The sequence below is a fragment of the Streptomyces sp. NPDC058240 genome, assembly GCF_042882135.1.
Lineage (GTDB): Bacteria > Actinomycetota > Actinomycetes > Streptomycetales > Streptomycetaceae > Streptomyces.
This window is the reverse complement of the sequence record NZ_JBHVWT010000001.1, coordinates 1,049,010-1,075,859: the sequence shown is the minus strand read 5'-3', so window position 1 is coordinate 1,075,859 and position 26,850 is coordinate 1,049,010. Positions and strand designations below refer to the sequence as shown.

General features: G+C 69.9%; 20 protein-coding genes. 19 read left to right on the top strand and 1 reads right to left on the bottom strand.

Translation table 11 applies throughout. The annotated features are described in order from the left end of the window. Window positions 1–103: 103 nt before the first annotated feature. From ACFVX4_RS04880 to ACFVX4_RS04855, 6 genes are all read left to right on the top strand, one after another. Window positions 104–757 carry a CGNR zinc finger domain-containing protein gene (locus ACFVX4_RS04880; RefSeq protein WP_389972114.1) on the top strand — a complete coding sequence of 218 codons (654 nt, stop codon included), beginning with the start codon at window positions 104–106 and terminating at the stop codon, window positions 755–757. Between the two features lie 48 nt (window positions 758–805). Next, on the top strand, window positions 806–1,486 hold the full coding sequence (locus ACFVX4_RS04875) for a sigma-70 family RNA polymerase sigma factor (RefSeq protein ID WP_389971933.1): 681 nt from the start codon (window positions 806–808) through the stop codon (window positions 1,484–1,486). Beyond that, on the top strand, window positions 1,483–2,358 hold the full coding sequence (locus ACFVX4_RS04870; RefSeq protein ID WP_389971931.1) for an anti-sigma factor family protein: 876 nt from the start codon (window positions 1,483–1,485) through the stop codon (window positions 2,356–2,358). The genes ACFVX4_RS04875 and ACFVX4_RS04870 overlap by 4 nt, the downstream gene beginning before the upstream one ends. Before the next feature lie 104 nt (window positions 2,359–2,462). Further along, a complete protein-coding gene (locus tag ACFVX4_RS04865; protein WP_389971929.1) occupies window positions 2,463–4,868 on the top strand; it encodes a HelD family protein in 2,406 nt (801 codons plus the stop codon). Window positions 4,869–5,424: 556 nt separating this feature from the next. Beyond that, window positions 5,425–6,861, top strand: a complete 1,437-nt coding sequence (locus ACFVX4_RS04860; protein ID WP_389971927.1) for an NAD-dependent malic enzyme — start codon at window positions 5,425–5,427, stop codon at window positions 6,859–6,861. Between the two features lie 389 nt (window positions 6,862–7,250). Then, entirely contained in the window at window positions 7,251–7,532 is a 282-nt protein-coding gene (locus tag ACFVX4_RS04855; RefSeq protein WP_003968811.1) for an HU family DNA-binding protein, read from the top strand. A gap of 227 nt (window positions 7,533–7,759) precedes the next feature. Here the strand turns inward: ACFVX4_RS04855 and murA are convergent, their stop codons facing one another. Next, window positions 7,760–9,100, bottom strand: a complete 1,341-nt coding sequence (gene murA, locus ACFVX4_RS04850; RefSeq protein ID WP_266418585.1) for a UDP-N-acetylglucosamine 1-carboxyvinyltransferase — start codon at window positions 9,098–9,100, stop codon at window positions 7,760–7,762. A 276-nt stretch (window positions 9,101–9,376) separates the two neighbouring features. Here murA and ACFVX4_RS04845 point away from each other — a divergent pair, with 276 nt between their 5' ends. The 13 genes from ACFVX4_RS04845 to ACFVX4_RS04785 all read left to right on the top strand — a co-directional run bounded on the left by ACFVX4_RS04845 (window position 9,377) and on the right by ACFVX4_RS04785 (window position 26,845). Beyond that, window positions 9,377–9,937: a YqgE/AlgH family protein gene (locus ACFVX4_RS04845; RefSeq protein ID WP_266418587.1), complete on the top strand. Its 561-nt coding sequence runs from the start codon at window positions 9,377–9,379 to the stop codon at window positions 9,935–9,937. A 30-nt stretch (window positions 9,938–9,967) separates the two neighbouring features. Beyond that, window positions 9,968–10,261, top strand: coding sequence for a DUF3039 domain-containing protein (locus tag ACFVX4_RS04840; RefSeq protein WP_072484142.1), 294 nt, complete (start codon window positions 9,968–9,970; stop codon window positions 10,259–10,261). 213 nt (window positions 10,262–10,474) lie between these two features. After that, window positions 10,475–11,779, top strand: a complete 1,305-nt coding sequence (locus tag ACFVX4_RS04835) for an extracellular solute-binding protein (protein ID WP_389971924.1) — start codon at window positions 10,475–10,477, stop codon at window positions 11,777–11,779. 2 nt (window positions 11,780–11,781) lie between these two features. Then, window positions 11,782–12,774: a carbohydrate ABC transporter permease gene (locus ACFVX4_RS04830; RefSeq protein ID WP_389971922.1), complete on the top strand. Its 993-nt coding sequence runs from the start codon at window positions 11,782–11,784 to the stop codon at window positions 12,772–12,774. Next, window positions 12,771–13,619 (top strand): carbohydrate ABC transporter permease, encoded by an 849-nt coding sequence (locus ACFVX4_RS04825; RefSeq protein WP_389971920.1) that lies wholly within the window; start codon window positions 12,771–12,773, stop codon window positions 13,617–13,619. Before ACFVX4_RS04830 ends, ACFVX4_RS04825 begins: the two co-directional genes overlap by 4 nt. Before the next feature lie 4 nt (window positions 13,620–13,623). Continuing rightward, complete coding sequence (locus ACFVX4_RS04820; RefSeq protein ID WP_389971918.1) at window positions 13,624–15,387, top strand: beta-N-acetylhexosaminidase; 1,764 nt, start codon at window positions 13,624–13,626, stop codon at window positions 15,385–15,387. A gap of 345 nt (window positions 15,388–15,732) precedes the next feature. After that, window positions 15,733–16,629 (top strand): FAD binding domain-containing protein, encoded by an 897-nt coding sequence (locus ACFVX4_RS04815; protein ID WP_389971916.1) that lies wholly within the window; start codon window positions 15,733–15,735, stop codon window positions 16,627–16,629. Continuing rightward, window positions 16,626–18,551, top strand: coding sequence for a 2Fe-2S iron-sulfur cluster-binding protein (locus ACFVX4_RS04810; RefSeq protein WP_389971914.1), 1,926 nt, complete (start codon window positions 16,626–16,628; stop codon window positions 18,549–18,551). Before ACFVX4_RS04815 ends, ACFVX4_RS04810 begins: the two co-directional genes overlap by 4 nt. Further along, window positions 18,548–20,884 (top strand): xanthine dehydrogenase family protein molybdopterin-binding subunit, encoded by a 2,337-nt coding sequence (locus tag ACFVX4_RS04805; protein ID WP_389971912.1) that lies wholly within the window; start codon window positions 18,548–18,550, stop codon window positions 20,882–20,884. The genes ACFVX4_RS04810 and ACFVX4_RS04805 overlap by 4 nt, the downstream gene beginning before the upstream one ends. 121 nt (window positions 20,885–21,005) lie before the next feature. Next, window positions 21,006–21,551: a hypothetical protein gene (locus ACFVX4_RS04800; RefSeq protein WP_389971910.1), complete on the top strand. Its 546-nt coding sequence runs from the start codon at window positions 21,006–21,008 to the stop codon at window positions 21,549–21,551. A gap of 1,546 nt (window positions 21,552–23,097) precedes the next feature. Next, window positions 23,098–24,492, top strand: coding sequence for a type VII secretion-associated serine protease mycosin (gene mycP, locus ACFVX4_RS04795; protein WP_389971908.1), 1,395 nt, complete (start codon window positions 23,098–23,100; stop codon window positions 24,490–24,492). A gap of 232 nt (window positions 24,493–24,724) precedes the next feature. Further along, window positions 24,725–25,120: a hypothetical protein gene (locus ACFVX4_RS04790; protein WP_389971906.1), complete on the top strand. Its 396-nt coding sequence runs from the start codon at window positions 24,725–24,727 to the stop codon at window positions 25,118–25,120. 3 nt (window positions 25,121–25,123) lie between these two features. Then, window positions 25,124–26,845, top strand: a complete 1,722-nt coding sequence (locus ACFVX4_RS04785) for an alpha/beta hydrolase (RefSeq protein WP_389971904.1) — start codon at window positions 25,124–25,126, stop codon at window positions 26,843–26,845. Window positions 26,846–26,850 lie beyond the last annotated feature (5 nt).

The following is a 26,850-nucleotide window of genomic DNA, read 5'->3' as shown; positions in this document are numbered from 1 at the left end:
GGCCCCGCGCACGACGACCCGTGGGGCAGCAGGGGTTCCGGGCGGGCCCCGCGAGGGGCACCCTGGGGGAGACCCACCGGTGACCCGAGGCGGTGACATGCGCATGGCGGCCGGCAAGAGCTCGTGCGACTGGCGGTTCGACTCCGGTCGGCCCTGCCTCGACCTGGTGGCGACAGGGATCGGGACCACTGGCGCATGTGAACTGCTCGACGGCGCCGAGCGGCTCGCCGACTGGCTGGTCGCCGCCGGACTCGTACCGGGCGGCACCCGCCTCGACGCCGTGGACGAGTCCTGGGTGGTGCGCTTCCGGCAGTTGCGTACCGGCGTCGACCGGCTGCTGACGGCCGAGCTCGGCGGCCGCGGCGCCGGGAGCGCCCTGGAACGGGTCAACGCGCTCGCCGCCGGGGCGCCGCCGGGGCTGCGGGCCGTGCGCGGCAGGGGCGGCAAGCTGGTACGGACGCTGAGTGCCGATCCCGAGTGCGGGGCGCTGCTGGCCGCCGTCGCCCGCGACGTCGTGGAACTCCTCACCGACCCCGTGGCACGGGCCGGACTGCGCCGCTGCGAGGCCGACAACTGCCGCCGCTTCTACCTGGACACCTCACGCGGACGCCGTCGCCGCTGGTGCTCCAGCGAGGTGTGCGGCAATCGCGAGCGGGTGGCCCGGCACCGGCGCCGAACGGCGGGCGTGGCGGTGCCGGATGCGCCCGCAGCGGTGCTGGACGCGACCGTTCCGGTGGTGGACGCGACCGTGCCGTAAAGAATCCTGAGGCTGCTTTGAACGGATCGCGGCCCGCCCCCGTATTCGATGACCGAGGAGCTCCACAGGGCCGACCGGGAGGTGCGGGTGCGCAAGGAAGCGGCCGTGGCCGATGACCGTCCGCACAGGGCTCGACACCGCAGCGGGCCGCGCCCATCACCGCATCCGTCGCCGCATTCGTCACCGTCCCTGTCCCTGTCCCCGTCCCCGGAGCCTTCCGCCGTTCCGGACGAGGAGCTGATGCGGGCGCTCTACCGCGAACACGCCGGGCCGCTGTTCGCGTACGTGCTCCGCCTGGTCGCCGGCGACCGGCAGCGCGCCGAGGACGTGGTGCAGGAAACGCTCATCCGCGCCTGGAAGAACGCCGGGCGGCTGGGCGGCGCCACCGGATCGGTCCGCCCCTGGCTGGTGACGGTCGCCCGGCGCATCGTCATCGACGCCCACCGCAGTCGGCAGGCCCGGCCGCCCGAGGTCGATCCCTCGCCGCTGGAGGCCATTCCGGCGGAGGACGAGATGGACAAGGCGTTGTGGCTGATGACGCTCTCCGACGCGCTCGACGATCTGACCCCGGCACACCGGGAAGCCCTGGTCGAGACCTACTTCAAGGGCCGTACGGTCAACGAGGCGGCCGATGTGCTGGGCATCCCGAGCGGGACGGTACGGTCCCGGGTCTTCTACGCACTGCGTTCGATGAAGCTCGCCCTGGAGGAGAGGGGGATCACGGCATGAACGACGACCACGAGTGGGAGCCCTTCGGCCTCAGGCCGACCGCCCCCTCCGCCCCCTCCGCCCCTTCCAGCCCCCGCAGCCCCTCCAGCCCTCGCAGTCCCCGCAGCCCCGGCAACCCCTCCGGGCACGACGCCGCCGGTGCGTACCTCCTCGGTGTTCTCGACGATGCCGAGGCATCCGCCTTCGAGTCGCATCTGGCCGGCTGCGAGCTGTGCGCCGCCCGGCTCGACGAGCTCGCCGGCCTGGAACCCGTGCTCGCGACGCTCTCCGGGCCCCCGGCCGCCGTGCCGGGCGCCCGCCCCGTCCGCTACGTACCGGGCCCGCCCGGCCCCCGCGTGCTGGAGCGGCTCGTCGACGAGGTGGCGGCCGGGCGGGCCCGGCGCAGGCGCCGGTCCGGGTATCTGGTGGCGGCGGCGGTGGCGCTGATCATCGGCGGCCCGGTGGTCGCGGTCATGGCGGGCGGCAGCGACGGCCCGTCGACGCGGGCGGCAGGCCCGTACCCCACCGGCACCGACGAGGGCACCTCTCTCCGGCGCATGCCGGACAAGGTACGGGCCACCGACCCCGTCACCAAGGCCGACGCCACGATCGGCATGGAGAGGAAGCCCTGGGGCACCAGCACCGTGCTGGAGCTCAGGAATGTCACGGGTCCGCGGAAATGCCGCCTGATCGCGGTGTCGAAGACCGGCGAGGAGGAGGTCGTCACCTCCTGGTCCGTACCGGAGCGGGGATACGGCATCGAGGACTCCCGGCACCCGGGCGCGACATACCCGCTCCGTGTCCAGGGCGGCGCGGCCATGGACCGGGGCGACATCGACCACTTCGAGGTGCGTACGTTCGACGGCAGGCGGCTGGTCGAGGTCGATGCCTGACCGAGACCGTCGGCGGACCATTTCGATATGCGCGGCAGGTGCGCGGCGGGTCTCTCTTCGCATAAGGTTGACGGCTGCCCAATGCACGTCAGAAGGGGGCCTCGGTGGCCGCGCAGGATGCCGCTGTCGATTCGTTGCGGGACCGGGAAATCGGTGTCGAGCAGGAACATCTCGACCGTGTGTACCACCGCCTTGAGGAGAAGATCCACGAGGCGGAATTTCTCATGCATGACGCCGTCAAGCGCGGCCAGGTCGGTACCCCGGGAGCGCTCGCCGAGCGCGACGCCCAGGTGTTCCGGGCCGGAATCCACCTCAACCGGCTGAACAGCGAGTTCGAGGACTTCCTCTTCGGAAGGATCGATCTCCTGCTCGGCAAGGACGGCGAACGCGGCCCGGACGGCGCGTACACCTCCGTCGAACCCGCCGACGACGCGGTACGCGACGACAACTCGGCCGATATCGCGGAGACGCTGCACATCGGCCGGATCGGGGTCCTCGACTCCGACTACGCGCCGCTGGTCATCGACTGGCGCGCCCCGGCCGCCGCACCGTTCTACCGCTCGACGCCGAAGGAACCCGGCAGGGTCGTACGCCGCCGGGTCATCCGCTCCAAGGGCCGCAAGGCCCTCGGCGTCGAGGACGACCTGATGCGCCCCGAGCTGACCGCGTACCTGGGCGGCGACGAGCTGCCCGTCATCGGCGACGGCGCCCTGATGGCGGCGCTCGGACAGGCCCGCAGCCACACCATGCGGGACATCGTCTCCTCCATCCAGGCCGAACAGGACCTGGTGATCCGGGCCCCCGCCGCCTCCGTCACCGAGGTCTCCGGCGGCCCCGGCACCGGCAAGACGGCCGTCGCCCTGCACCGTGCCGCGTACCTCCTCTACCAGGACCGGCGGCGTTACGCGGGCGGGATCCTCGTCGTCTCGCCGACCCCGCTCCTGGTCGCGTACACCGAAGGCGTGCTGCCCTCGCTGGGCGAGGAGGGGCAGGTCGCGATCCGCGCGGTCGGCTCGCTCTCCGACGAGGCGGCGGGCGTCGAGGGCGCCACCACCTACGACGAGCCCGCCGTCGCCCGGATCAAGGGCTCCTCGCGGATGCTCCAGGTGCTGCGCAAGGCGTCCCGCGGCGCGCTGGAACAGCCCGGCACCGCACGCAGGGCGGCGGACCGGGACGGCCAGCTGTCCTTCGGCGACGCGGCGGACGGAGCGGACGGAGCCGGCAACGGCGACCGGGCCCCCGCCACCCCGACCCGGCTGCGGGTCGTCGCGTTCGGCGCCCGCGTCGAGCTGAACGCCGACGAGCTGCACCGCATCCGGCAGTCCGTCCTCGGCGGCACCGCGCCGGTCAACCTGCTGCGCCCGCGCGCCCGCAGGATGCTCCTGGACGCCCTGTGGAACAAGTCCTCGGGCCGGGGCCGCTACACCGACCCCGAGCTCGCCGCCGAACTGCGCTCCTCCTTCGACGAGGACGTCTCCACCGAGACGGACTTCCTCGACTTCCTGAACGCCTGGTGGCCCGAGCTCACCCCGCGCGGGGTGCTCGCCGCGATGGCCGACGAGAAGCGGCTCGGCCGCTGGGCCCGCCGGGTCCTCAACCAGGGCGAGGTGCGCCGCTTCGCCCGCTCCCTGAAGCGGCTCGACCGCGACGGGAACGGGCCGCTGTCCGTGCACGACGTGGCCATCCTCGACGAGCTGCAGACGCTGCTCGGCACACCGCACCGGCCGAAGAAGAAGCGCGAACTCGACCCGCTGGACCAGCTCTCCGGTCTGGAGGAGCTGATGCCGCAGCGCGAGGAGACCCAGCGCGAGCGTGCCGAGCGGCTGGCGGCGGAGCGTACGGAGTACGCGCACGTCATCGTCGACGAGGCGCAGGACCTCACACCCATGCAGTGGCGGATGGTCGGCCGCCGCGGCAGGCACGCCACGTGGACGATCGTCGGGGACCCGGCGCAGTCCTCCTGGTCGGACCCGGACGAGGCCGCCCGCGCGCGCGACGAGGCGCTCGGCAACCGGCCGCGCCGCCGCTTCACCCTCACGGTCAACTACCGCAACCCGGCGGAGATCGCCGAGCTGGCCTCGAAGGTCCTGGCGCTGGCGATGCCCGGAATGGAGTCACCGGCCGCGGTCCGCTCCACGGGCGTGAAGCCGCGCTTCGAGACCGTACGGGACGGCGATCTGGCCGCCTCGGTGCGCGAGGAGGCGCGGCGGCTGCTCGCCGAGGTCGACGGCACGGTGGGTGTGGTCGTCGCGATGAACCGCCGGGCCCAGGCCCGCGGCTGGCTCGCCGAGCTCGGCGAGCGGGTGGTGGCGCTGGGCAGCCTGGAGGCGAAGGGCCTGGAGTACGACGCCACGGTGGTCGTCTCGCCCGCGGAGATCGCGGACGAGTCCCCGGCCGGCCTGCGGGTGCTGTACGTGGCGTTGACGCGTGCGACGCAGCAGCTCACGGTGGTCTCGGGGGAGCGGGACCTGCCCGACGAGGACGGTGTCCCGGACCTGTTGAGGGACTGAGACGGGGCCGGGCAGGGGCGGCGAGGACCTGGGGCCTGTCCGGCGGATCAGGGTCGGACAGGCCCTGGGGCCTCTCGGGGCGGACTGTATTCGGGTCAACCTGTGCTGTGGGGAATCACTTCTTCGGGGTCTTTGTTAGCCTGGTGTCGGCACCGGCTCGATCCAAGCCCCCGGGCCCAACCTTCGTCGCTACGAGCGACCACTTGCCGCGAGGCGAGCATGGCGGGTCGGTGCTGCTTGACCAAGAAGACAGACCCGCGTCACCTTCCGGTGGCGCGGGTCTGTTCTTGTTTGCGGAGTCCGTTCCCGCGCAGGGGGCGCCCCCGTTCCCGCGCAGGTGGTGCCCCACCTCACGGCGATGGCCGGTATCGAATCCGGCCGGGGCCGGTTGGGGGTTCCGCTGAAGCGATCATATCTCGTATGGTGGAAAGTACTTTCCGAAGAGTGGCAGTCATTACCGGCTACCGGCCAGTAGGTGCGACGATCGGGAAGCGTGTCCGAGGCGAAGCGCCCCGGTCGCGCGGCAATGAAGCTAAGGAAAGCGAAGGACTCGGCCATGGCAACGGCGCCCAGCGTCTCGTACTCGATGACGGTCAGGCTGGAGGTGCCCGCGAGCGGCACAGCGGTCTCCCAGCTCACCACGGCCGTGGAGTCCTCCGGCGGATCGGTCACCGGCCTCGACGTGACCGCTTCCGGTCACGAGAAGCTGCGGATCGACGTCACCATCGCGGCCACCTCCACCTCGCACGCGGACGAGATCGTAGAGGGCCTGCGCGGCATCGAGGGTGTCGTCCTGGGCAAGGTCTCCGACCGTACGTTCCTGATGCACCTCGGCGGCAAGATCGAGATGGCGTCCAAGCACCCCATCCGCAACCGTGACGATCTCTCGATGATCTACACCCCGGGCGTGGCCCGGGTCTGCATGGCCATCGCCGAGAACCCCGAGGACGCCCGCCGCCTCACCATCAAGCGCAACTCCGTCGCAGTTGTGACGGACGGCTCCGCCGTGCTCGGTCTCGGCAACATCGGCCCGATGGCCGCCCTCCCGGTGATGGAGGGCAAGGCGGCCCTCTTCAAGCGGTTCGCCGGCATCGACGCCTGGCCGATCTGCCTGGACACCCAGGACACCGACGCCATCGTCGAGATCGTCAAGGCGATCGCCCCCGGCTTCGCGGGCATCAACCTGGAGGACATCTCCGCCCCCCGCTGCTTCGAGATCGAGGCACGGCTGCGCGAGGCCCTGGACATCCCGGTCTTCCACGACGACCAGCACGGCACCGCGATCGTCGTCCTGGCCGCGTTGACCAACGCGCTTCGCGTGGTGGGCAAGGGAATCGGGGATGTACGGGTCGTCATGTCCGGAGCCGGAGCGGCCGGTACGGCCATCCTGAAGCTCCTCATCGCCGCGGGCGTCAAGCACGCCGTCGTCGCCGACATCCATGGCGTGGTGCACGCCGGCCGTGAGGACCTCGTCTCCGCCGGCGCCGACTCGCCGCTGCGCTGGATCGCCGACAACACCAACCCGGAGTCCATGACCGGCACCCTCAAGCAGGCTGTCGTGGGCGCCGACGTCTTCATCGGTGTCTCCGCCCCGAACGTGCTGGACGGCGCCGATGTCGCCGCCATGGCCGACGGTGCGATCGTGTTCGCGCTCGCGAACCCGGACCCCGAAGTGGACCCGGCGATCGCACGTCAGACGGCGGCAGTTGTCGCCACCGGGCGCTCCGACTTCCCGAACCAGATCAACAACGTGCTGGTCTTCCCGGGTGTCTTCCGCGGCCTGCTGGACGCTCAGTCCCGCACCGTCAACACGGAGATGATGCTCGCCGCGGCGGGTGCCCTCGCCGACGTGGTCGCCGAGGACGAGCTGAACGCGAACTACATCATCCCGTCGGTCTTCAACGACCGGGTCGCGGGAGCGGTCGCCGGCGCCGTCCGGGGCGCCGCGAAGGCGGCCGGCGGCACCGCGAAGGCCTCGGGCGACCTCGGCTGACCCGCCTCCGCCGGCAGGACTCGGCACGCCTCCTGCCGGCGTCGTCCGCGCACCCGGCGCCGCACGTCGGTCCGGACTACGGCGCGTCGCGGGTCGCGGCGCCCCAAACGCCCCTTTAGGGTGGGCGGGCGGCGCGTCCCGCCGAGGACCGCATCCGCTGCGGAACGCTTTCGGAGAGTCGACGGAACGTCACCACGACGAGGGCAGTGGCGCTTTTCGTGTGACTCCGGAGGGTGCCGGATTGGCGTTACCGCCGCAGGTGGGGGCAGGATGCGTAATCGGGCGCGAGGGTCTGACGACAGACCCGGGTCCGGGGACTGTCCGAGGGCCCTGGCAGCATCGGCTTCGATCTCACGCCTCACAGGCAAGAAGAACACGGGAGTAACAACATGAACCGCAGTGAGCTGGTGGCCGCCCTGGCCGACCGCGCCGAGGTGACTCGCAAGGACGCCGACGCCGTGCTGGCCGCGCTCGCCGAGACCGTCGGTGAGATCGTCGCCAAGGGCGACGAGAAGGTCACCATCCCCGGCTTCCTGACCTTCGAGCGCACCCACCGTGCTGCTCGCACCGCTCGTAACCCGCAGACCGGCGACCCGATCAACATCCCGGCCGGCTACAGCGTGAAGGTCTCCGCGGGCTCCAAGCTCAAGGAAGCCGCCAAGGGTAAGTAAGCCCCACAGGCGCGACGAAGGGCGGTCACCCCACCAGGGTGACCGCCCTTCGGTGTACCGGCCCGAGAGGCCCCGTTCTGGGCCTCTACGGCCCGATATCGAGGAACCGGGCCCGGTCGACAAGGAAACGGGGGCCCGGGCAGCGCCCCGAACCCCCGTCAGCAGCCGTCCGGCGCCCGGTCCCCGGCAGGGCCCGGCCCGGTCCCGGGCCGGCGCCCCGCCCGGTCTCAGACCAGCGCCCCGCCCGGCAGCTCCACCTTCGCGCCCAGCTTCTCCAGCTTGTCCATGAAGTTCTCGTAGCCGCGGTTGATCAGGTCGATGCCGTGCACCCGCGACGTGCCCTGCGCCGCCAGCGCGGCGATCAGGTACGAGAAACCGCCGCGCAGGTCCGGGATGACCAGATCCGCGCCCTGCAGCCTCGTCGGCCCGGACACGACCGCCGAGTGCAGGAAGTTGCGCTGGCCGAAGCGGCAGTCGGAGCCGCCCAGGCACTCGCGGTAGAGCTGGATGTGCGCGCCCATCTGATTGAGCGCCGAGGTGAAGCCGAGCCGGGACTCGTACACCGTCTCGTGGACGATGGACAGGCCCGAGGCCTGCGTCAGCGCCACCACCAGCGGCTGTTGCCAGTCGGTCTGGAAGCCGGGGTGCACGTCCGTCTCCAGGGCGATGGCGTTCAGCGCGCCGCCCGGGTGCCAGAAGCGGATGCCCTCGTCGTCGATCTCGAAGGCGCCGCCGACCCGGCGGAAGGTGTTGAGGAACGTCATCATCGAGCGCTGCTGTGCGCCTCGTACGTAGATGTTGCCCTCGGTGGCCAGTGCCGCGGACGCCCAGGAGGCCGCCTCCAGGCGGTCCGGGATCGCCCGGTGCGTATAACCGTCCAGCCGGTCGACACCGGTGATCCGGATCGTCCGGTCGGTGTCCATCGAGATGATCGCGCCCATCTTCTGCAATACGCAGATGAGGTCCTCGATCTCCGGCTCCACGGCCGCGTTGGACAGCTCGGTGACGCCCTCGGCGAGCACCGCCGTCAGCAGCACCTGCTCGGTGGAGCCCACCGACGGGTACGGCAGCCGGATCTTTGTGCCGCGCAGCCGCTGCGGGGCCTCCAGGTACTGCCCGTCCGCCCGCTTCTCGATGGTCGCGCCGAACTGCCGCAGCACGTCGAAGTGGAAGTCGATCGGCCGGCCGCCGATGTCGCAGCCGCCGAGCCCCGGGATGAACGCGTGGCCGAGCCGGTGCAGCAGCGGGCCGCAGAAGAGGATCGGGATGCGCGACGAGCCCGCGTGGGCATCGATGTCGGCGACGTTCGCGCTCTCCACATGGGTCGGGTCCAGGATCAGCTCGCCCGGTTCGTCACCGGGCCGGACCGTCACACCGTGCAGCTGCAGCAGCCCCCGGACCACCCGCACGTCGCGGATGTCGGGCACGTTGCGCAGCCGACTGGGCCCGCTGCCGAGCAGCGCGGCGACCATTGCCTTCGGCACCAGGTTCTTGGCGCCTCTGACGCGGATCTCGCCCTCGAGCGGGGTTCCGCCGTGGACAAGCAGGACATCGTCTGTGCCGGTCATGAATCTCGCGTTCCGGAGTGGTCGGGCAGGGGGCCAAACGAAAGAGTAATGGCCCACTGCCCCCATTCCGTAAGAGAACAGGGGGTGTACGAACGTCATGAATCCGCCACAACACGCTCTGCTCCCCAGGTCTTGCGGAGGGTGACCGTCCGCATGGTTCTCCGGAATGCGCGCTCCCCGTGCACCCGTGCGCCCTGAGCTGCGCCGCGGCCCATCCGGGGACCGGGCCGCCCACGTGGTCCCCGCAAGGCGCGAAGATGCGGGATCATTTCTGCCATGACCGAGGTGTCCTCGCTCACAGGGCGACTGCTCGTGGCCACACCCGCGCTCGCGGACCCGAATTTCGACCGCGCGGTGGTGCTGCTCCTCGACCACGACGAGGAGGGCTCACTCGGCGTGGTCCTGAACCGCCCGACCCCGGTCGGCGTGGTCGACATCCTCACGCCCTGGGCCGGCCTGACCGGCGAACCGGACGTCGTCTTCCAGGGCGGCCCGGTCTCGCTCGACTCGGCGCTCGGCGTGGCCGTCATCCCCGGCGACGAGGGGCCGCTCGGCTGGCGCCGGGTGTACGGGGCGATCGGCCTGGTGGACCTGGAGGCCCCGCCGGAGCTGCTGGCCGCGGCGCTCGGCTCGCTGCGGATCTTCGCCGGGTACGCGGGCTGGGGGCCCGGTCAGCTGGAGACCGAACTGACCGAGGGCGCCTGGTACGTGGTCGAGTCCGAACCCGGGGACGTCTCCTCCCCGCGCCCGGAACACCTCTGGCGCGCGGTCCTGCGCCGTCAGCGCAGCGAACTGGCGATGATCGCCACGTATCCGGACGACCCTTCGCTGAACTGAAGCTCCGGGCTGTCGGTACCCTTGGCGGTTATGAGCACTCTTGAGCCCGAGCGCGGGGCAGGTACCGGAACCCTCGTGGAGCCGACGCCGCAGGTGTCGAACGGCGACGGCGACCACGAGCGCTACGCCCATTACGTCCAGAAGGACAAGATCATGGCGAGTGCCCTGGAGGGCACCCCCGTGGTCGCACTGTGCGGGAAGGTCTGGGTACCGGGGCGCGACCCCAAGAAGTATCCGGTCTGTCCCATGTGCAAGGAGATCTACGAGTCCATGGGCGCCGGTGGCGACAAGGACAAGGGCAAGGGCGGCAAGGACAAGAAGTAGTCCGGAGCCGTCCGGCGACCATTGCTTCGGGCCCCCGGGGCGCGCGTTGAAGCGCGCCCCGGGGGCCTTTTGCGCTGCATGGACTGCTTCCCCGGGTCACAGAGTGGTAGAGACCACTTGTCGGCGCCTGCGTGCGCACCTACTCTCCTGCCAGTTGTGCACAACGAAACGCATGTTGCGTATGTTGCAACGCCTACCGGTAGGGGTTCCCGGATGAAGCTGTCTGCCCGAATTGCCGCCCCGGCCGCGGCGCTTGTGCTGGCGGGTCTCACCGCCACCGCCTGTGCGCCGCAGACCTCCGACACCGGAGCCAAGGGGGACGAGAAGACCGGCACGCTGCGGGTCTGGCTGTTCCAGGAAGTCGGCAACAAGCCCAAGGAGCAGGTCGTCGACGCGGCGGTCGCCGACTTCAAGAAGGCCCACAAGGACGCGGAGGTCGAGATCGAGTACATACCGGTCGACACCCGGGCGCAGCGCATCAAGGCGGCGTTCAACGACCCCAGCAGCGCCCCGGACCTCATCGAGTACGGCAACACCGACACCGCCGGATACGTCAAGGACGCCGGACTCGCCGATGTGAGCGCCGAGTTCGCCGCCTGGGACGAGGCCAAGGACACCGACCCGACCGCCAAGCAGTCCGTGACGGTCGGCGGCAAGATCTACGGAGCCCCGCTCTTCGTCGGCGTACGGGCGCTGTACTACCGCACGGACGTCTTCGAGGAGCTGGGGATCGAGGCCCCCAAGTCCCAGGCCGAGCTGATCTCCACCGCGAAGAAGATCCACAAGAAGAAGCCGGACCTGTACGGACTGGCGGTCGGCGGCGCGTACACCTACGGCGCGATGCCGTTCATCTGGGCGGCCGGCGGCGAACTCGCCGACGAGAGCGGCGGTACGTACCAGGCGGCCATCAACAGCGACAAGGCCCGCAAGGGCATCGAGGCCTACACCTCGCTCTTCGGCGACGACAACTGTCCGGCCGCCAAGTGCGCGGCCATGGGCGGCAACGCGACCGTCACCGCGTTCGCCTCCGGCAAGGCCGCCATGGCGATCGGCGGCGACTTCAGCCACGCGGCCGTCGAGGCGGGATCGGTGAAGGGCACGTACGCGGTGGTGCCACTGCCCGGTGTCGCCGAGGGCTCCGTCGCCCCCGCGTTCGCGGGCGGGAACAACATCGGCGTGCTGAAGAGCAGCTCGCACCGCACCCTCGCCGTGGACCTGATGAAGTCCCTGACCGGCAAGCGGACGCAGACGAAGATGTTCGACGCGATGGGCTTCCTGCCGACGTACACCGACGTGCGGGCCGCGGCCGCGAAGAAGGAGCCGTTCGTCGAGCCGTTCGTCAAGACGCTCGGCGCGGGGGCGAAGTCCGTCCCGGCCTCGCCCGGCTGGGGCCGGATCGACTCCTCGCTGGTCCTGCCGACGATGTTCCAGGAGATCGTCAGCGGCCGTAAGGACGTGGCGAAGGCCTCGGACGACGCGGCGAAGAAGATGGACGCCGCGTTCGCCGACGCGGGCTGATCATGACCGCGAACAGTACGGCGTACAAAGCGCCCGGCACGTCCGGAGCGGGCGGCACGTCGGGAGCGGGTGGCACCTCCACCCGCCCGCTCCGGCGGCGCCGCCCGGCCCCGTCTGCACGCCGCTCCGGCTGGACCCCCTGGCTCTACCTCCTGCCCGCACTCGTCCTCCTCGGCGGGCTGCTCGTCTACCCGATCTACCAACTCGGCCTGATCTCCTTCCTGGAGTACACCCAGGCCCAGGTCAGCGGCGGTGAACCGACCACCTTCCAGGGGTTCGGGAACTACGCGACGCTCTTCGGCGACAGCCAGTTCTGGCAGGTGCTCCTGGCGACCGTGGTCTTCGCCGCCACCTGCGTACTGGCCACCCTCCTCGTCGGCTGCGCGCTCGCCGTCCTGCTGACCCGCATCCGGGCCCTGCCGCGGCTCGCGCTGATGATGGCCGCGCTCGGCGCCTGGGCGACCCCGGCGATCACCGGGTCCACCGTCTGGGTGTTTCTCTTCGACCCGGACTTCGGCCCGGTCAACCGGGTGCTGGGGCTCGGCGACTTCTCCTGGACGTACGGGCGCTACAGCGCCTTCGCCCTGGTGCTCCTGGAAGTCCTGTGGTGCTCGTTCCCGTTCGTCATGGTGACGGTGTACGCGGGCATCCGGGCGATCCCCACCGAGGTGCTGGAGGCGGCGGCGCTGGACGGCGCCTCGCAGTGGCGGATCTGGCGGTCGGTCATGGCCCCGATGCTGCGGCCGATCCTCGTCGTCGTCACCATCCAGTCGATCATCTGGGACTTCAAGGTCTTCACCCAGATCTACGTCATGACCAACGGCGGCGGCATCGCCGGCCAGAACCTGGTGCTCAACGTGTACGCGTACCAGAAGGCGTTCGCGTCCTCGCAGTACAGCCTCGGCTCGGCGATCGGCGTCGTGATGCTGGTGATCCTGCTGGCCGTCACGCTCGTCCATCTGCGCCTGATGCGGCGCCAGGGGGAGGAACTGTGAGCGCACGGAGCATGCTGCGCATCCGCCGGCCCGGCCGGCTGGCCGCCGAGGCCGCGGCCCTGCTGATCGCCGCCGCGGTCGCCTTCCCGCTGTACTGGATGGTGCTCTCCGCCCTCAAACCGGCTGGCGAGATCCAGTCCACCGACCCCCGCCCGTGGACGCTGTCGCCGTCCCTGGACTCGTTCCGCCGGGTCTTCGAACAGAACGATTTCGGGCGGTACTTCCTCAACAGTCTGCTGGTCGCCGGAACGGTCGTCATCGCCTCCGCGCTGATCGCCTTCCTGGCGGCGACGGCGGTGACCCGGTTCAGGTTCCGCTTCCGCACCACGCTGCTGATCATGTTCCTGGTCGCGCAGACGGTGCCGGTCGAGGCGCTGACCATCCCGCTGTTCTTCCTGATGCGGGACTTCGGCCAGCTGAACACGCTCGGCTCGCTGATCCTGCCGCACCTCGCCCTCTCGCTGCCGTTCGCGATCTGGATGCTGCGCGGCTTCGTCAAGGCCGTCCCGGACGCGCTGGAGGAGGCCGCCTACATCGACGGGGCGAGCCGCACCCGTTTCCTGTGGCAGATCCTCTTCCCGCTGGTCTTCCCCGGCCTCGTGGCGACCAGCGTCTTCTCGTTCATCTCCACCTGGAACGACTTCCTGTTCGCGAAGTCGTTCATCATCAGCGACACCTCCCAGTCGACGCTCCCCATGGCGCTGCTGGTCTTCTTCAAACCCGATGAGAACGACTGGGGAGGGATCATGGCAGCCTCGACGGTGATGACCATTCCCGTGCTGGTCTTCTTCGTACTCGTACAGCGCCGCCTGGTCTCCGGACTCGGCGGAGCGGTAAAGGACTGACGCCATGGACATGGACATGGACCCGACCACCGACCGGACTGTCGCCCCGGTCGCCGACCTGATTCCGGCACCCGTGCGCGTCGGTGGTGAAGGGCGGTGCGGCTTCCAGCTCGACCCGTCCACCACCATCACGGCGGCCCCCGGCACGGAGAGCACCGAACGCTGGCTGCGTACCGCGCTCGGCGCCGCCTTCGGCCTGCCGCTCGCCCCGCAGCCGGCTGTCCCGGGCGGTGAGCATGCCGCGAACGACGGGCTCGCAGCGAACGGTCAGCCCGGCACGAGCGGTGAGCCCGGCACGAGCGGTCAGCCCGCCACGAACACCGTCCGGCTGGCCATCGACCCGGCACTGGAGCCGGAGGGCTACCGGCTGAGCACCGGGACCGGCGGGATCGTCGAGATCACCGGAGGCAGCCCCGCCGGGGTCTTCTGGGGCGCGCAGACCCTCCGTCAGCTCCTGGGCCCCGAAGCCTTCCGCCGAGCACCCGTCAGCCCCGGCGCGCGGCGCGCGATCCCCTTCACGGACATCGAGGACAGCCCCCGCTTCGCCTGGCGCGGCATGATGCTCGACGTGGCACGGCACTTCATGCCCAAGGACGACGTCCTGCGCTATCTCGACCTCCTCGCCGCGCACAAACTGAACGTCTTCCACTTCCACCTCACCGACGACCAGGGCTGGCGCATCGAGATCAAGCGCTACCCGCGGCTCACCGAAATCGGCTCCTGGCGGCCCCGCACCAAGCACGGCCACCGGGCGTCCGAGCTGTGGGACGAGACCCCGCACGGCGGCTACTACACGCAGGACGACATCCGCGAGATCGTCGCGTACGCCGCCGAGCGGCATATCCGCGTCGTCCCCGAGATCGACGTACCGGGCCACTCGCAGGCCGCCATCGCCGCGTACCCCGAACTGGGCAACACCGACGTCATCGACACCACCACCCTCTCCGTCTGGGACACCTGGGGCATCAACGCGAACGTACTCGCCCCCACTGACAACACCCTGCGCTTCTTCGAAGGCGTCCTCGAAGAGGTGCTCGACCTCTTCCCCGCCGCCACCTCGCCGTTCGTCCACATCGGCGGCGACGAATGCCGCAAGGACCAGTGGAAGGAGTCGCCGGTCGCCCAGGCCCGGATCGACGAAGTCGGCCTGGCCAACGAGGACGAGCTGCAGTCCTGGATCATCCGGCACTTCGACACCTGGCTCACCGCCCGCGGACGCCGGCTGATCGGCTGGGACGAGATCCTGGAGGGCGGCCTCCCGGCGGGCGCCGCCGTGTCGTCCTGGCGGGGTTACGGCGGAGGCATCGCCGCCGCCGAGGCCGGCCACGACGTCGTCATGTGCCCGGAGCAGCACGTGTACCTGGACCACCGTCAGGACGGCGGCCCCGACGAGCCGATGCCCATCGGCTTCGTCCGGACCCTGGAGGACGTCTACCGCTTCGAACCCGTACCGGCGGGCCTCTCCGAGGACGCGGCCCGTCACATCCTGGGCACCCAGGCCAATGTCTGGACCGAGGTGATGCAGAACCGGGCCCGCGTCGACTACCAGGTCTTCCCGCGCCTCGCGGCGTTCGCGGAGGTCGCCTGGTCGCCGCTGCCCGCCTCCGGCGACCGGGACTTCGCGGGCTTCGAGTGCCGAATGACCACGCACTACGCCCGACTTGACGCCCTCGGTGTCGACTACCGTCCGCCGGGTGGTCCGTTGCCCCGGCAGCAGCGCCCCGGTGTGCTGGGACGACCCATCGACGGGGCGCCGCCGAACGTGTGATCCCGACCGCAGCCGGACTCCGGCCGGCGCGCCCCGAAGCGGGCGTGTCGGCCGGCAGTTTTTTGTCCGGAACTCGCCCTGCCGGAAAGGAACACCGCAACGGCCGCCGCAACGGAACAATCGACGGCAAGGCGTGACGAAGAGTCGCAATTCGCACTCTGCGCCGAAGCGGGCTGAAGCGGGCCGAAACGGGAACATTCCCCTGATCAGGGATGGATGCGCCCTTCGCGGACCCTCGCGTCGGTCCGATCCGAAGATGTGCCAGAGTTGCCACGTCCAGGCTATGAGCACGTACCGTACGGCGAAACAGCCGGACAGCCGGGACACCGGGAAGGGGCAGCTGGGTTGACCACGCACGCACCGCAGGCGACGCAGTCCGTGACGCTGCCGGCCTCGCTCGACGAGGCCGTGGCGGCGCTCGGCGCCATGCCCGCCGCCGTTCCTGTGGCAGGCGGTACAGACCTGATGTCGGCCGTCAACAAGGGGCTGCTGCGCCCCTCCGGCCTGGTCGGCCTCGGCCGGATCAGCGAGCTGCGCGGCTGGCACTACCAGGACGGCCACGCCCTGCTCGGCGCCGGACTCACCCACGCACGCATGGGGCGGCCCGACTTCGCCGCCCTCATCCCCGCGCTGGCCGCGTCGGCACGCGCCGCGGGCCCGCCCCAGATCCGTAACGCCGGAACGCTCGGCGGCAACATCGCCACCGCGGCCCCGACCGGCGACGCCCTGCCGGTGCTCGCCGCGCTGGAGGCCGAGCTGGTCATCGCGGGTCCGGGCGGCGCCCGCCGCGAGATCCCGGTCTCGCACCTGCTGGCCGGCCGCGACATGCTCGAACCCGCCGAACTCATCGGCTTCGTCCGGGTACCGCTGCTGCACGCCCCCCAGGTCTTCCTGAAGGCCACTGGCCGCACCGGTCCCGGCCGGGCCACCGCATCCGTCGCGATCGTCCTGGACCCGGCCCGGCGCGGGGTGCGCTGCGCGGTCGGCGCCATCGCCCCGATGCCGCTGCGGCCGCTGGAGGCCGAACGCTGGATCGCCTCACTGATCGACTGGGACGGCGAACGGGGCCTGGCTCCCGACGCGCTGGCCGCCTTCGGCGAGTACGTCGCCGCGGCCTGCATCCCGGACCAGGTACCGCCCGCCGACGGGGAAGAGGCGCCACCGCTGCCCCCCGCCGTACTGCATCTGCGGCGGACCGTCGCCGCGCTGGCCCGACGCGCGCTGGGGAGGGCACTGTCGTGAGCAACGAGGACCACAACGAACCGCACGGGCAGCAGGAGCACCTGCAGCACGGGAGCTGGCAGCCGACGCCGCAGGGCGGCGAGTACGACGCCGAGGCGACCGCCTTCGTCCACCTGCCGCCGGAGGACCTGGCGAACATCCCGCTGGCCGCGCCCGGTCAGGGCTACGTACCGCCGATGATCCTGCCGCTGACACCGGCGGCCGGGCTCGACCCGTCGGCCACGGGCAGCTGGGTCGTGCAGACGCAGAGCCAGCAGGAGCGCGGTACGGGAGCGGAGCAGCCGGCACCCGGGGCGGTGCACTGGCCGGACCCGAACCAGCAGCAGGGCCCGTACGACTACGGGTACGAGTACCAGCAGTCCCCTGGTGCGCCTCAGGTGCCGCAGGCCCCTCAGGCCCCTCACGATCCGTTCTCGCAGGAGCAGTACCGGGAGACGCCGGCGGCCACGGGCCAGTGGAACTTCACCGAGTCCACGGAGTTCGGCGTCCACACCGGTCAGGTCGGTCAGACCGGTCAGGCCGGTCAGGCCGGTCACGTGGGTCACGCGGGTCACGCAGATATCGCGGGCCAAGCCGACCAGGCTGACCACACCGGTCATGCCAGCCACGCCACCCACGCCAGCCACTCCAACCATGATGGCCACACCGGTCAGTGGACGATCCCGGTCGCCGACGGTGATCTCCCGGAGGAGTCCGGCGAGTTCGCCGCCTCGGCCCTGGCTGCCCAGTGGTACGGGGACCGGACTCCGCCGGCCACGCTGCCGGGCGGGGCGCCCGCACCGTGGGCGACGCAGCAGCCCGCCTCGGAGCCCGGTCCTGAGCCCGAGCTCGTGGCGGAACCGGCACCCCCGGCCGATATCGAGCCGGAGCACGCGCCGGGAGCCGAATTCGAGCAGGCCCCCGAGGCGGCACGGGCCCCCGAGGCAGCACCGGATACGGAGCCCGTCGAGGACGGCTCCGTATCCGCCCCCGGAGCGGACCTCGCGCAGGAGACGGCCCCCGACACCGCCCCGGCCACCGCCGCGGGCGAGGCTCCCTCCGAGCATCCGGCGGAGGCCGCGCCCGAGCCGTACCCGGCCGCACAGTCACCGGAGACGGCCCTCGACGAGTCGCACGTCGCCGCCGCCGCCACCGACGCCGACGCCGCCACCGAGTCCCCGGAATCCGGGCCGCCCGACACCGACTCCCCGGAGTCCCAACCGTCAGACTCCCGACCGGCAGACTCCCAGCCGGTCGAATCCGGACCGGTCGAATCCGAGCCGGTCGCAACCGGGCGGGCCGATTCCGAGCAGGCCGATACTGGGCTGCTCGGCGCCCCCAGCGAGCACCCCGCCGCCTCCTACGTCCTGCATGTGAACGGCGCCGACCGCCCCGTCACCGACGCCTGGATCGGCGAGTCGCTCCTCTACGTGCTCCGTGAGCGCCTCGGCCTCGCCGGTGCCAAGGACGGCTGCTCGCAGGGCGAGTGCGGCGCGTGCAACGTCCAGGTGGACGGCCGGCTGGTCGCCTCCTGCCTGGTCCCCGCGGCGACCGCGGCCGGCAGCGAGGTCCGTACGGTCGAGGGCCTCGCCGTGGACGGCGAGCCGTCCGACGTCCAGCGCGCCCTGGCCAAGTGCGGCGCCGTCCAGTGCGGCTTCTGCATCCCCGGCATGGCCATGACCGTCCACGATCTGCTGGAGGGCAACCACGCCCCCAGCGAGTTGGAGACGCGCCAGGCGCTCTGCGGAAACCTCTGCCGCTGTTCCGGCTACCGCGGCGTCCTCGACGCCGTCAACGAGGTCGTCGCAGGCCGCGAGGCGACCACCGACCCCGCCTCGTCGGACTCCACGTCCCCGGAGCCCGACGAGGCCCGCATCCCGCACCAGGCGGCCCCCGGCGCCGGTAGCGTCCAGTCGCACCCGCAGGACGGAGGCATGGCGTGAGCAACGACGCAGCCACCGCTGCCAACGCGACCAGCACACGGATCACCACCCCGGCGACCGAAGGCCCCGAAACCGAGCCGCCCGCACTCGGCCTCGGCGTCTCGCTGCCGCCCGCCGACGCGCGCGCCAAGACCGAGGGCACCTTCCCGTACGCCGCCGACCTCTGGGCCGAGGGCCTGCTCTGGGCGGCCGTCCTCCGCTCCCCGCACCCGCACGCCCGCATCCTGTCCATCGACACCTCGGCCGCCGTCGAGATGACGGGGGTACGGGCCGTCATCACGCACGAGGACATCCCGGGGGAGGGCTTGTACGGCCGCAGGGTCGTCGACCGCCCGGTCTTCGCGTCCGACCTGGTCCGCCACCACGGCGAGCCGATCGCCGCGGTTGCCGCCGACCATCCCGACACGGCCAGGCTCGCCGCCGCGGCCATCGCCGTCGAGTACGAGGTCCTCGAACCGGTCACCGACCCGGAGAAGGCCTTCGCCGCCGAACCGCTGCACCCCGACGGCAATCTGATCCGCCACATCCCGCTGCGCTACGGGGACCCGGACGCCACCGGCGAGGTCGTTGTCGAGGGCCTGTACCGCATCGGCCGTCAGGACCCGGCCCCGATCGGTGCCGAGGCCGGACTCGCCGTGCCCCGTCCCGACGGCGGGGTGGAGATCTACACCGCCTCCACCGACCCGCACACCGACCGCGATCTCGCCGCCGCCTGCTTCGGTCTCGAACCGGACCGGGTGAAGGTCGTCGTCACGGGTGTCCCCGGCGCGACCGGCGACCGCGAGGAACCCGGCTTCCAGCTTCCGCTCGGCCTGCTCGCCCTGCGCACCGGCTGCCCGGTCAAACTGGCCGCCACCCGCGAGGAGTCCTTCCTCGGCCACTCCCACCGCCACCCGACGCTGCTGCGCTACCGCCACCACGCGGACGCCGACGGGCGGCTGGTGAAGGTCGAGGCGCAGATCCTGCTCGACGCGGGCGCGTACGCCGACTCGTCGTCCGAGTCGCTCGCCGCGGCGGTCGCGTTCGCCTGCGGCCCGTACGTCGTCCCGCACGCGTTCATCGAGGGATGGGCGGTCCGTACGAACAACCCGCCCTCGGGCCATGTGCGCGGCGAGGGCGCGATGCAGGTCTGCGCGGCGTACGAGGGCCAGATGGACAAGCTGGCCGCCAAGCTCGGCATCGACCCGGCCGAACTGCGCCTGCGCAACGCTCTGTCCACCGGCGACATCCTGCCCACCGGCCAGACGGTGACCTGCCCCGCACCCGTCTCCGAACTCCTCACCTCCGTACGGGACTTCTCCCTCCCCGCCCTCCCCAAGGACGCCCCGGAGGGCGACTGGCTGCTGCCCGGCGGCCCCGAGGGCGCGGGCGAACCCGGTGCGGTGCGCCGTGGGGTCGGCTACGCGCTCGGCATGGTCCACATGCTCGGCGCGGAGGGCACCGACGAGGTCTCCACGGCCACGGTCAGGGTCCACGACGGCATCGCCACGGTCATCTGCGCGGCGGTCGAGACGGGCCAGGGCTTCTCGACCCTCGCCCGCCAGGTCGTCCAGGAGACCCTGGGCATCGAAGAGGTCCACGTGGCGTCCGTCGACACCGACCAGCCCCCGGCGGGTCCGGCGACGCACGGCCGCCACACCTGGGTGTCGGCCGGGGCGGTGGAACGCGCCGCCAAGATGGTCCGCACCCAGCTCCTCCAGCCCCTGGCCCACAAGTTCGGCATGTCCACGGAGCTGCTGCAGATCGCCGACGGCAAGATCACCTCGTACGACGGTGTGCTGTCCACGACGGTCACGGAGGCGATGGACGGCAAGGAACTCTGGGCCACCGCCCAGTGCCGCCCCCATCCGACCGAACCCCTCGACGAATCCGGCCAGGGCGACGCCTTCGTCGGCCTCGCCTTCTGCGCGATCCGCGCGGTGGTGGACGTCGACATCGAACTCGGCTCCGTCCGGGTCGTGGAGATGGCGATCGCCCAGGACGTCGGCCGGATCCTCAACCCGTCCCAGCTGACGACCCGTATCGAGGCCGGCATCACCCAGGGCATCGGCGCCGCCCTCACCGAGAACCTCCGCAGCGCCCGCGGCCTGATCCGCCACCCCGACCTCACCGGCTACGCGCTCCCGACCGCCCTGGATACACCCGAAATTCGCATCGTCAAACTCATCGAAGAGCGCGACGTGGTGGCCCCCTTCGGCGCCAAGCCCGCCTCGGCGATCCCCGTGGTGACATCCCCGGCAGCAGTGGCCGCAGCCGTACGCGCAGCCACCGGCCGCCCGATAAACCGCCTCCCCATCAGACCCCAGGCGGCGGTGGCGGCCTCCAACTCCTGAGCCCTGCACGGGTGGCGTGATCCGGGTTGCACATGCAACCCGGAGGTGCACCGTGTCACCACCGCTGACTAAAGTGAACCTCGAAGCGGCAAAAGGCTGTTGCCAATCGGGGGAGGGCACTGTGGGCCAGAGCGATCCGGGGGCGGAATCACAGGCGTACCCATGGGGCGTCATCGGTGCCGTAGGAGCAGCCGGGGCGATCTCCCCGGGCGCCGCGAGCGAACTGTTCACCGAACTCTCGTCGTTCACGAAGTTCCGCGACCGCATCGACGGACTCCTCCACGACCTCAGGGCCTCTCCGGCAGGCCCGGGGAAGGTCGGCGAGGACACGATGGGGCGGGACCGGTTCGGTGGCGGCAAGGGCGAGTGGGAGGAGGCGGACCTCCTCCATGGCTCGTATTCCAAGGTCATCAAGGAGCTGGAGGGGCTGTCCCAGCTGCTGTCCGACTCCATCGAGGGCATGAGTATCGCTGTCCTCGGAGCCCACAAGGGCTACGAGAACGTCGACTTGGACGTCCGCGACCGCATGCTCGCGATCCAGGGCAGTACGAACGCCCACCACAAGGCCGAACAGGCCGCGGCAGCGAAGCATGGCGAGGAGCATTCGGGTCGGCCGGAGAGGCCGACGACTCCGCCGGAGGACACGGCCGGCGGCGCGGGCACGTGATGCGTGACGAATTGCCCTGCACGGGGACTACGGGGACGGGAGAGGCAGCGACGTGAGCTCGATCTTTGACGGCATGAGCCACGAGCAGATGCTGGAGTGGCTGGACGCGGCCAACAGCGGCGAGATCCAGGGCGCGGCGGACCGCCTCTTGAGCGCGGCGTCGGAGATCCGCAAGATCGCCGAGGACCTGAAGATCCGCCCGCAGTGGGTGGAGTGGAAGGGTAAAGGGGCCGATGCATTCCGTACGTGGAGTGCAGATCTGGCCAATGCGACGCTGCGCCTGGGGGATTACAGCGAGGGCGCATCCAAGTGGCTGGGTGAGACATCGACCGCGATCGCGTCGGTGCAGGCATCGATTCCTCGGACGCAGGCGGGTGCACGGGCGAATCTGGAGGCCGCTCTCGCCGCGCGAAACGACCCTGATGCGTCGGCGGTGGCGAAGAAGTCCGCAGAGACGTTGATCACGGACAGGGAGAACAACCGCCAAGAGGCAGCTTTGCAGATGATGAAGCTGGCGGATACGTATGCCTTCTCTTCGTCGCAGATGAAGGCTCTGGAGAAGCCGGTGTTCCCGGCTATGCCGCAGGTGATTGCGCCGCAGTTTGCTGAAAGGCGCGACGGACAACAAGACAAACACATTGGGCCAGGGGCAGTGTCTGCCTCCAGCGGCACGGGTTACGCGGTTGCGCCGGGGCGCGAGGCCGAAGCAGCAACTAGTGTGACTGCGTCCGCTGGGGGCGTAGGTATCTCCCCGCGTGCCGGGGCGCCGTCAGTGTCGCGACCGGTGGACATGGGGATTGACGGACTGGCCGTGTTGCCGGATACACCGTCCGCCCCGGTTGCCAATCCGCTGCTGCCGTCGGCCGGGCCAAGACCCGACACCGTTCTCCCGCAGACGGTGGGCGTCATTCCGCCCGTATCCAACACTGGTACCTCCGCGCCGCGCGATACGAGTGGAGGGGGCAGAACGATAGGGATGCCACGTCCGCCAGTCTCTGCCCCAGGTGTGAATCCGGTTGGCCCTGGCCTCGTGGGCCGACCCTCCGGTCCCAACGGGATTACCGGTGGCCGCGTTGCGCCCCCGGGCCTAGGACGTCCCGCCGTCGGTATTCCGCGTGGGACAGTCGTCGGTAGCGAGAACGCCCACGGCTCAGCGCCCATGGGGCGGGCACCAGGGATGGGGGGTGGCATCGGCCCCGGCGTCTCCCCGAACGCAGTCGGCGGCGGCGGCCGTCGTTTGGCCGGTGAGGCAGGCGGTGTCGTCGGAGGATCGCAGCAGGGCCGTGCAAGTACACGCCCGTTCACTCCGGGAGGGTCAGGTCTGGTGAGAGGCAGCGCTCCGGGAGATCCTGACCGTGGCACAGGGCTAGCAGGACGGGGCGGCGGGCTCGCCCCTCAGGGGTCTCGGATGCACGCGGCAGGGCGTGACGAGGGTGACCGGCGTCCGGGCTATCTGGTCGAGGACGATGAGACCTGGCAACAGGGGGGCCGACGAGTTGTTCCGCCGGTCATTGACTGATCAATAGAGAACTCACGAAGGACTTGGATGCGCATCAGGGGCAGGGGACCGATACGACGGCGATCCACGATGGCGGCTGCGTTGGGCCTACTCCTGGTAGGCGGTTCTGCTGTGCCCGCGTTTGCCGACTCCACGCGTTCCATGCAGTGGCATCTCGATGCCATGAGGGCGGACGAGATGTGGAAGACGAGTACGGGTAAGGGCGTCGTCGTTGCTGTACTCGACAGCGGGGTAGACCCGGCCAATCCTGACCTGGTGGGACAGGTCCTCAAGGGGAAGAACCTGGAGCCGGATGTCGCGGGTGACGAGCACACCGACTATGACGGTCACGGCACGAGCATGGCCGGTCTGATTGCAGGAACGGGCCGGAGTAACGGAGGGAACGGTGCGTTCGGCCTTGCGCCAGGAGCGAAGATTCTGCCGGTCCGTATGCCCGATTCTGGAGTTGGGGCAACCCAGGCGGATGGGGACGCAAAGTTCAACAGAGTTGCTCCCGTAGCGATTCGGTACGCGGTAGAACATGGTGCAAAGGTCATCAATATTTCGCTGGGTGCACAGGCGGGTTCCCAGGCGCTCACGGATGCGGTGAAGTACGCGCTCGACAAGGGCTCGTTGATCTTCGCTGCGGCAGGCAATAGTGGCGAGGGGGCCAACCTGCTCGAATATCCGGTTGGAACACCAGGGGTTGTCGGTGTAGGCGCCATTGGCCACGACTCGAAGAAGACTGACGAGTCCCAGCACGGGCCGCAGGTAGATCTCACGGCGCCCGGAATCGACATGGTCCACCCCTGCACAGGCGGAACTCAGCTGTGCAAGACGAGCGGAACCAGCGACGCCACCGCCTTGGCCTCCGCCTCCGCAGCTCTTATCTGGGCCAAGCATCCCGACTGGACCAACAACCAGGTCCTCCGCGTCATGCTGAACACGGCCGGCGCCCCGACCAGCGGTGCCAAGCGCAACAACTACGTCGGCTACGGCATCGTCCGCCCCCGCATCGCCCTGAAGACCCCGGGCGACCCCGGCCCGCCCGACGTATACCCGCTCCCCGACCTCGCGGCGGCCGAGAGGTCGAGCCCCAGTCCGTCCGCCAAGCCTTCCAAGGCGACCGGGGGTTCAGCGGACGCCAACAAGCAGGGCGCAGCAGCCCCCGCTTCCGATGGAGGCAGCGGGAACACTGGTCTCTGGATCGGACTAGGCATTGGCGTGATCGCGCTAATCGGTGTAATCGCCGGTGTCTTGGTCGTTCGCTCTCGTCGGCGCTCCGATACCGCAGCCGCGTTGCCTGCGTCTACGTACGATCTTCCGAATCCCAACCCGCACCAGCCGGCCACGCCACCTTACTTCGGGGCGCCTTCCACACTCCCTCCTGGATCCAACTCACCGCATGGCGGCCCTCCATATGGGGGGGAGCCGGGGCGCTGATTCCATGCGGAAATTCTTGCTGTTCCCGTGAGTCTTCAGTCGGCAGATGAGATTTGGCAGCAGGGCGGTCGACGGATCGACTGACCAATAAGGAATAGCGATCGTCCTTGGTTCAGGTATCCCATGGATCTTGGGATGGTTCACTGCCCTCCTTGGCCCTGAGTACGCATACTCAGGGCCAAGGAGGACCCTGTGGTTAGCCTACGGATGTTCAAATTCTGAGGGGGTATGTATGTCCACACCGATCGGCGGCGGAACGCAGGGGTTCTGGATCGAACCAGGCGAGGTACGGAAAGCGGGTGACGCTGCACACAAGGTTGCCCAGGACATACCGGAAGACATCAAGGCTCTGTTCGTACCGACAGACGCGGCGGTCGCCGGGCTGGCCGGTTTTCAGTCCGCTCGAGCGATCGATGACTGTCTGGAAGCATGGACGAAGGCACTTCGTTCTTTGGCGGGGATGGTGGGCGGCGCTGCGGATGCGGTGAGCATCTCCAGTAAGGGCTTCACCCGAGAGGACCAGGAACGTCGCAATTCGTTCCTTGGCCTCAGCCCCTACACCCAGGGTTCCCCTGGCCCCTATGCTCCTGGACTCACGGTGCCACCGCTGGCGAACGGAGGAAGCTGACGCATGCGAGTCTCGGAACTCCGTGACGCCAAGCCGCTTCTGCTGACCGACGCCGGCGATGCCTGGGACAAGCTCGCAGAGCGCTTCACTACTCACGCAGGTGATTTCGGCAAGTATCTGCACCGGCCTATCTCGCAGGAAGGGATCTGGGGTGGGGTGGCTGCCGAGTCCGCCGCCGATCGGCTCGCCCGGATGCAGCGTGACCTGAACGTTGCCAAGCAAGAACTCGATGGTGTGGGTACCGTGCTGAGGGCCTGCGGTGAGGAGCTCGCCGCCCAACAGGGCCAGCTCAGGGAAGCCGTTGCAGACGCCACGGAGGCTGGTTACACGGTCGCCGACGATGGTGCGGTCACCGCCCCGACTATCGACATCAGCCACCTGGCGCCGGGCGACGTGGCGATGATGAACCGTGACCACGTTGCTCACGCCCAGGAATACGCCGACCGAATTGGCGATGCCCTAGGTACGGCGCAGGCAGCCGACAAGGAATACGCGGCGGCGATCAAGCTCTTCACTGATGCCGCCAAACGGTGCGCCAAAGGTGACTGGAGCGCTGGCCTGCTGGAGTTGGCGACCGCGAATGGACTCAACAGTGAGCTGTTGTCCGAGCTCGGAATGCCGCAAGAGAAGGCCTCACCCGAGGCCGTGCAGACATGGTGGGCGGGGCTCTCCCCCAGTCTGCAGGCCGAGCTGATCCACGACTACCCGCAGCAGATTGGGAACCGCGACGGGATTCCAGCAGTTGACCGCGACAAGGCCAATCGGACCTACCTGCCACTGCTGTTGAGCAGCTTGGAGGCTGACTATGCCGGGGCGGTCGGGGACGAGGAGGCAGCACTTAAAGACAAGATCGATGGTGTGAAAGGCATCCAGCAGCAACTGGACCGGGGCCGGGAGCCCCGCCCGTATCTGCTCGGCATTGGCTCGGAAGGCAACGGCCGTGCCATCGTGTCGTTCGGCAATCCGGACACCTCGAAGAACGTCTCTGCGTATGTGCCGGGCCTGAACACTAAGCTGAGCGGACATTTTGCGTCATCGGACGTGGACCGAGCCAGGAACGTGGCACACGCCGCGAACAAGATGTACCCGGATACCACGACTGCCTCTATCGTCTGGCTCGGCTACGACGCACCCCAGTTGGATGGCTTCAAGTGGTCGGCTACCGACGTGATGCGGGAGGGCGATGCCAAGGCCGGCGCCCCTGCCTACGACAGCTTCTTGAACGGTATTCGGGCCACCCATGAATCCGGCTCACCGCATGTGACGGCCATCGGGCACTCATACGGATCTTTGACCGTGGGTCAGGCCACTCAGCAACCTGGCGGAATCCCAGCCGACGACGTGGTCCTTGTCGGTAGCCCGGGCGTCGGCGTCGACAAGGCTTCCGACCTCGGGGTGGGGGCCAGCCACGTCTATGTCGGAGCGGCGGAGAACGATCAGGTAACCAACCTGCCCACGTCCAATCCTCTGGAGTACGTCGCTCCGGGGAGCGAGTACGGTCCTAAGAAGAACTGGTTTGGCACAGACCCCGCCGACAACCATTTCGGAGGCCATCACTTCAGCGTGGCCCCCGGTAGGGACACAGGCCTCGTTGGGCTCGCGACCGGAGACTTGCCTGCGCATTCGATCTACTTCGACCCGGTCGAAGGCGGCGATTCTCTGAACAACATCGCAAGCGTCGTGGCTGGCCACGGTGACAAGATCCAGACTGCGGCACCGAGGTGACGGGT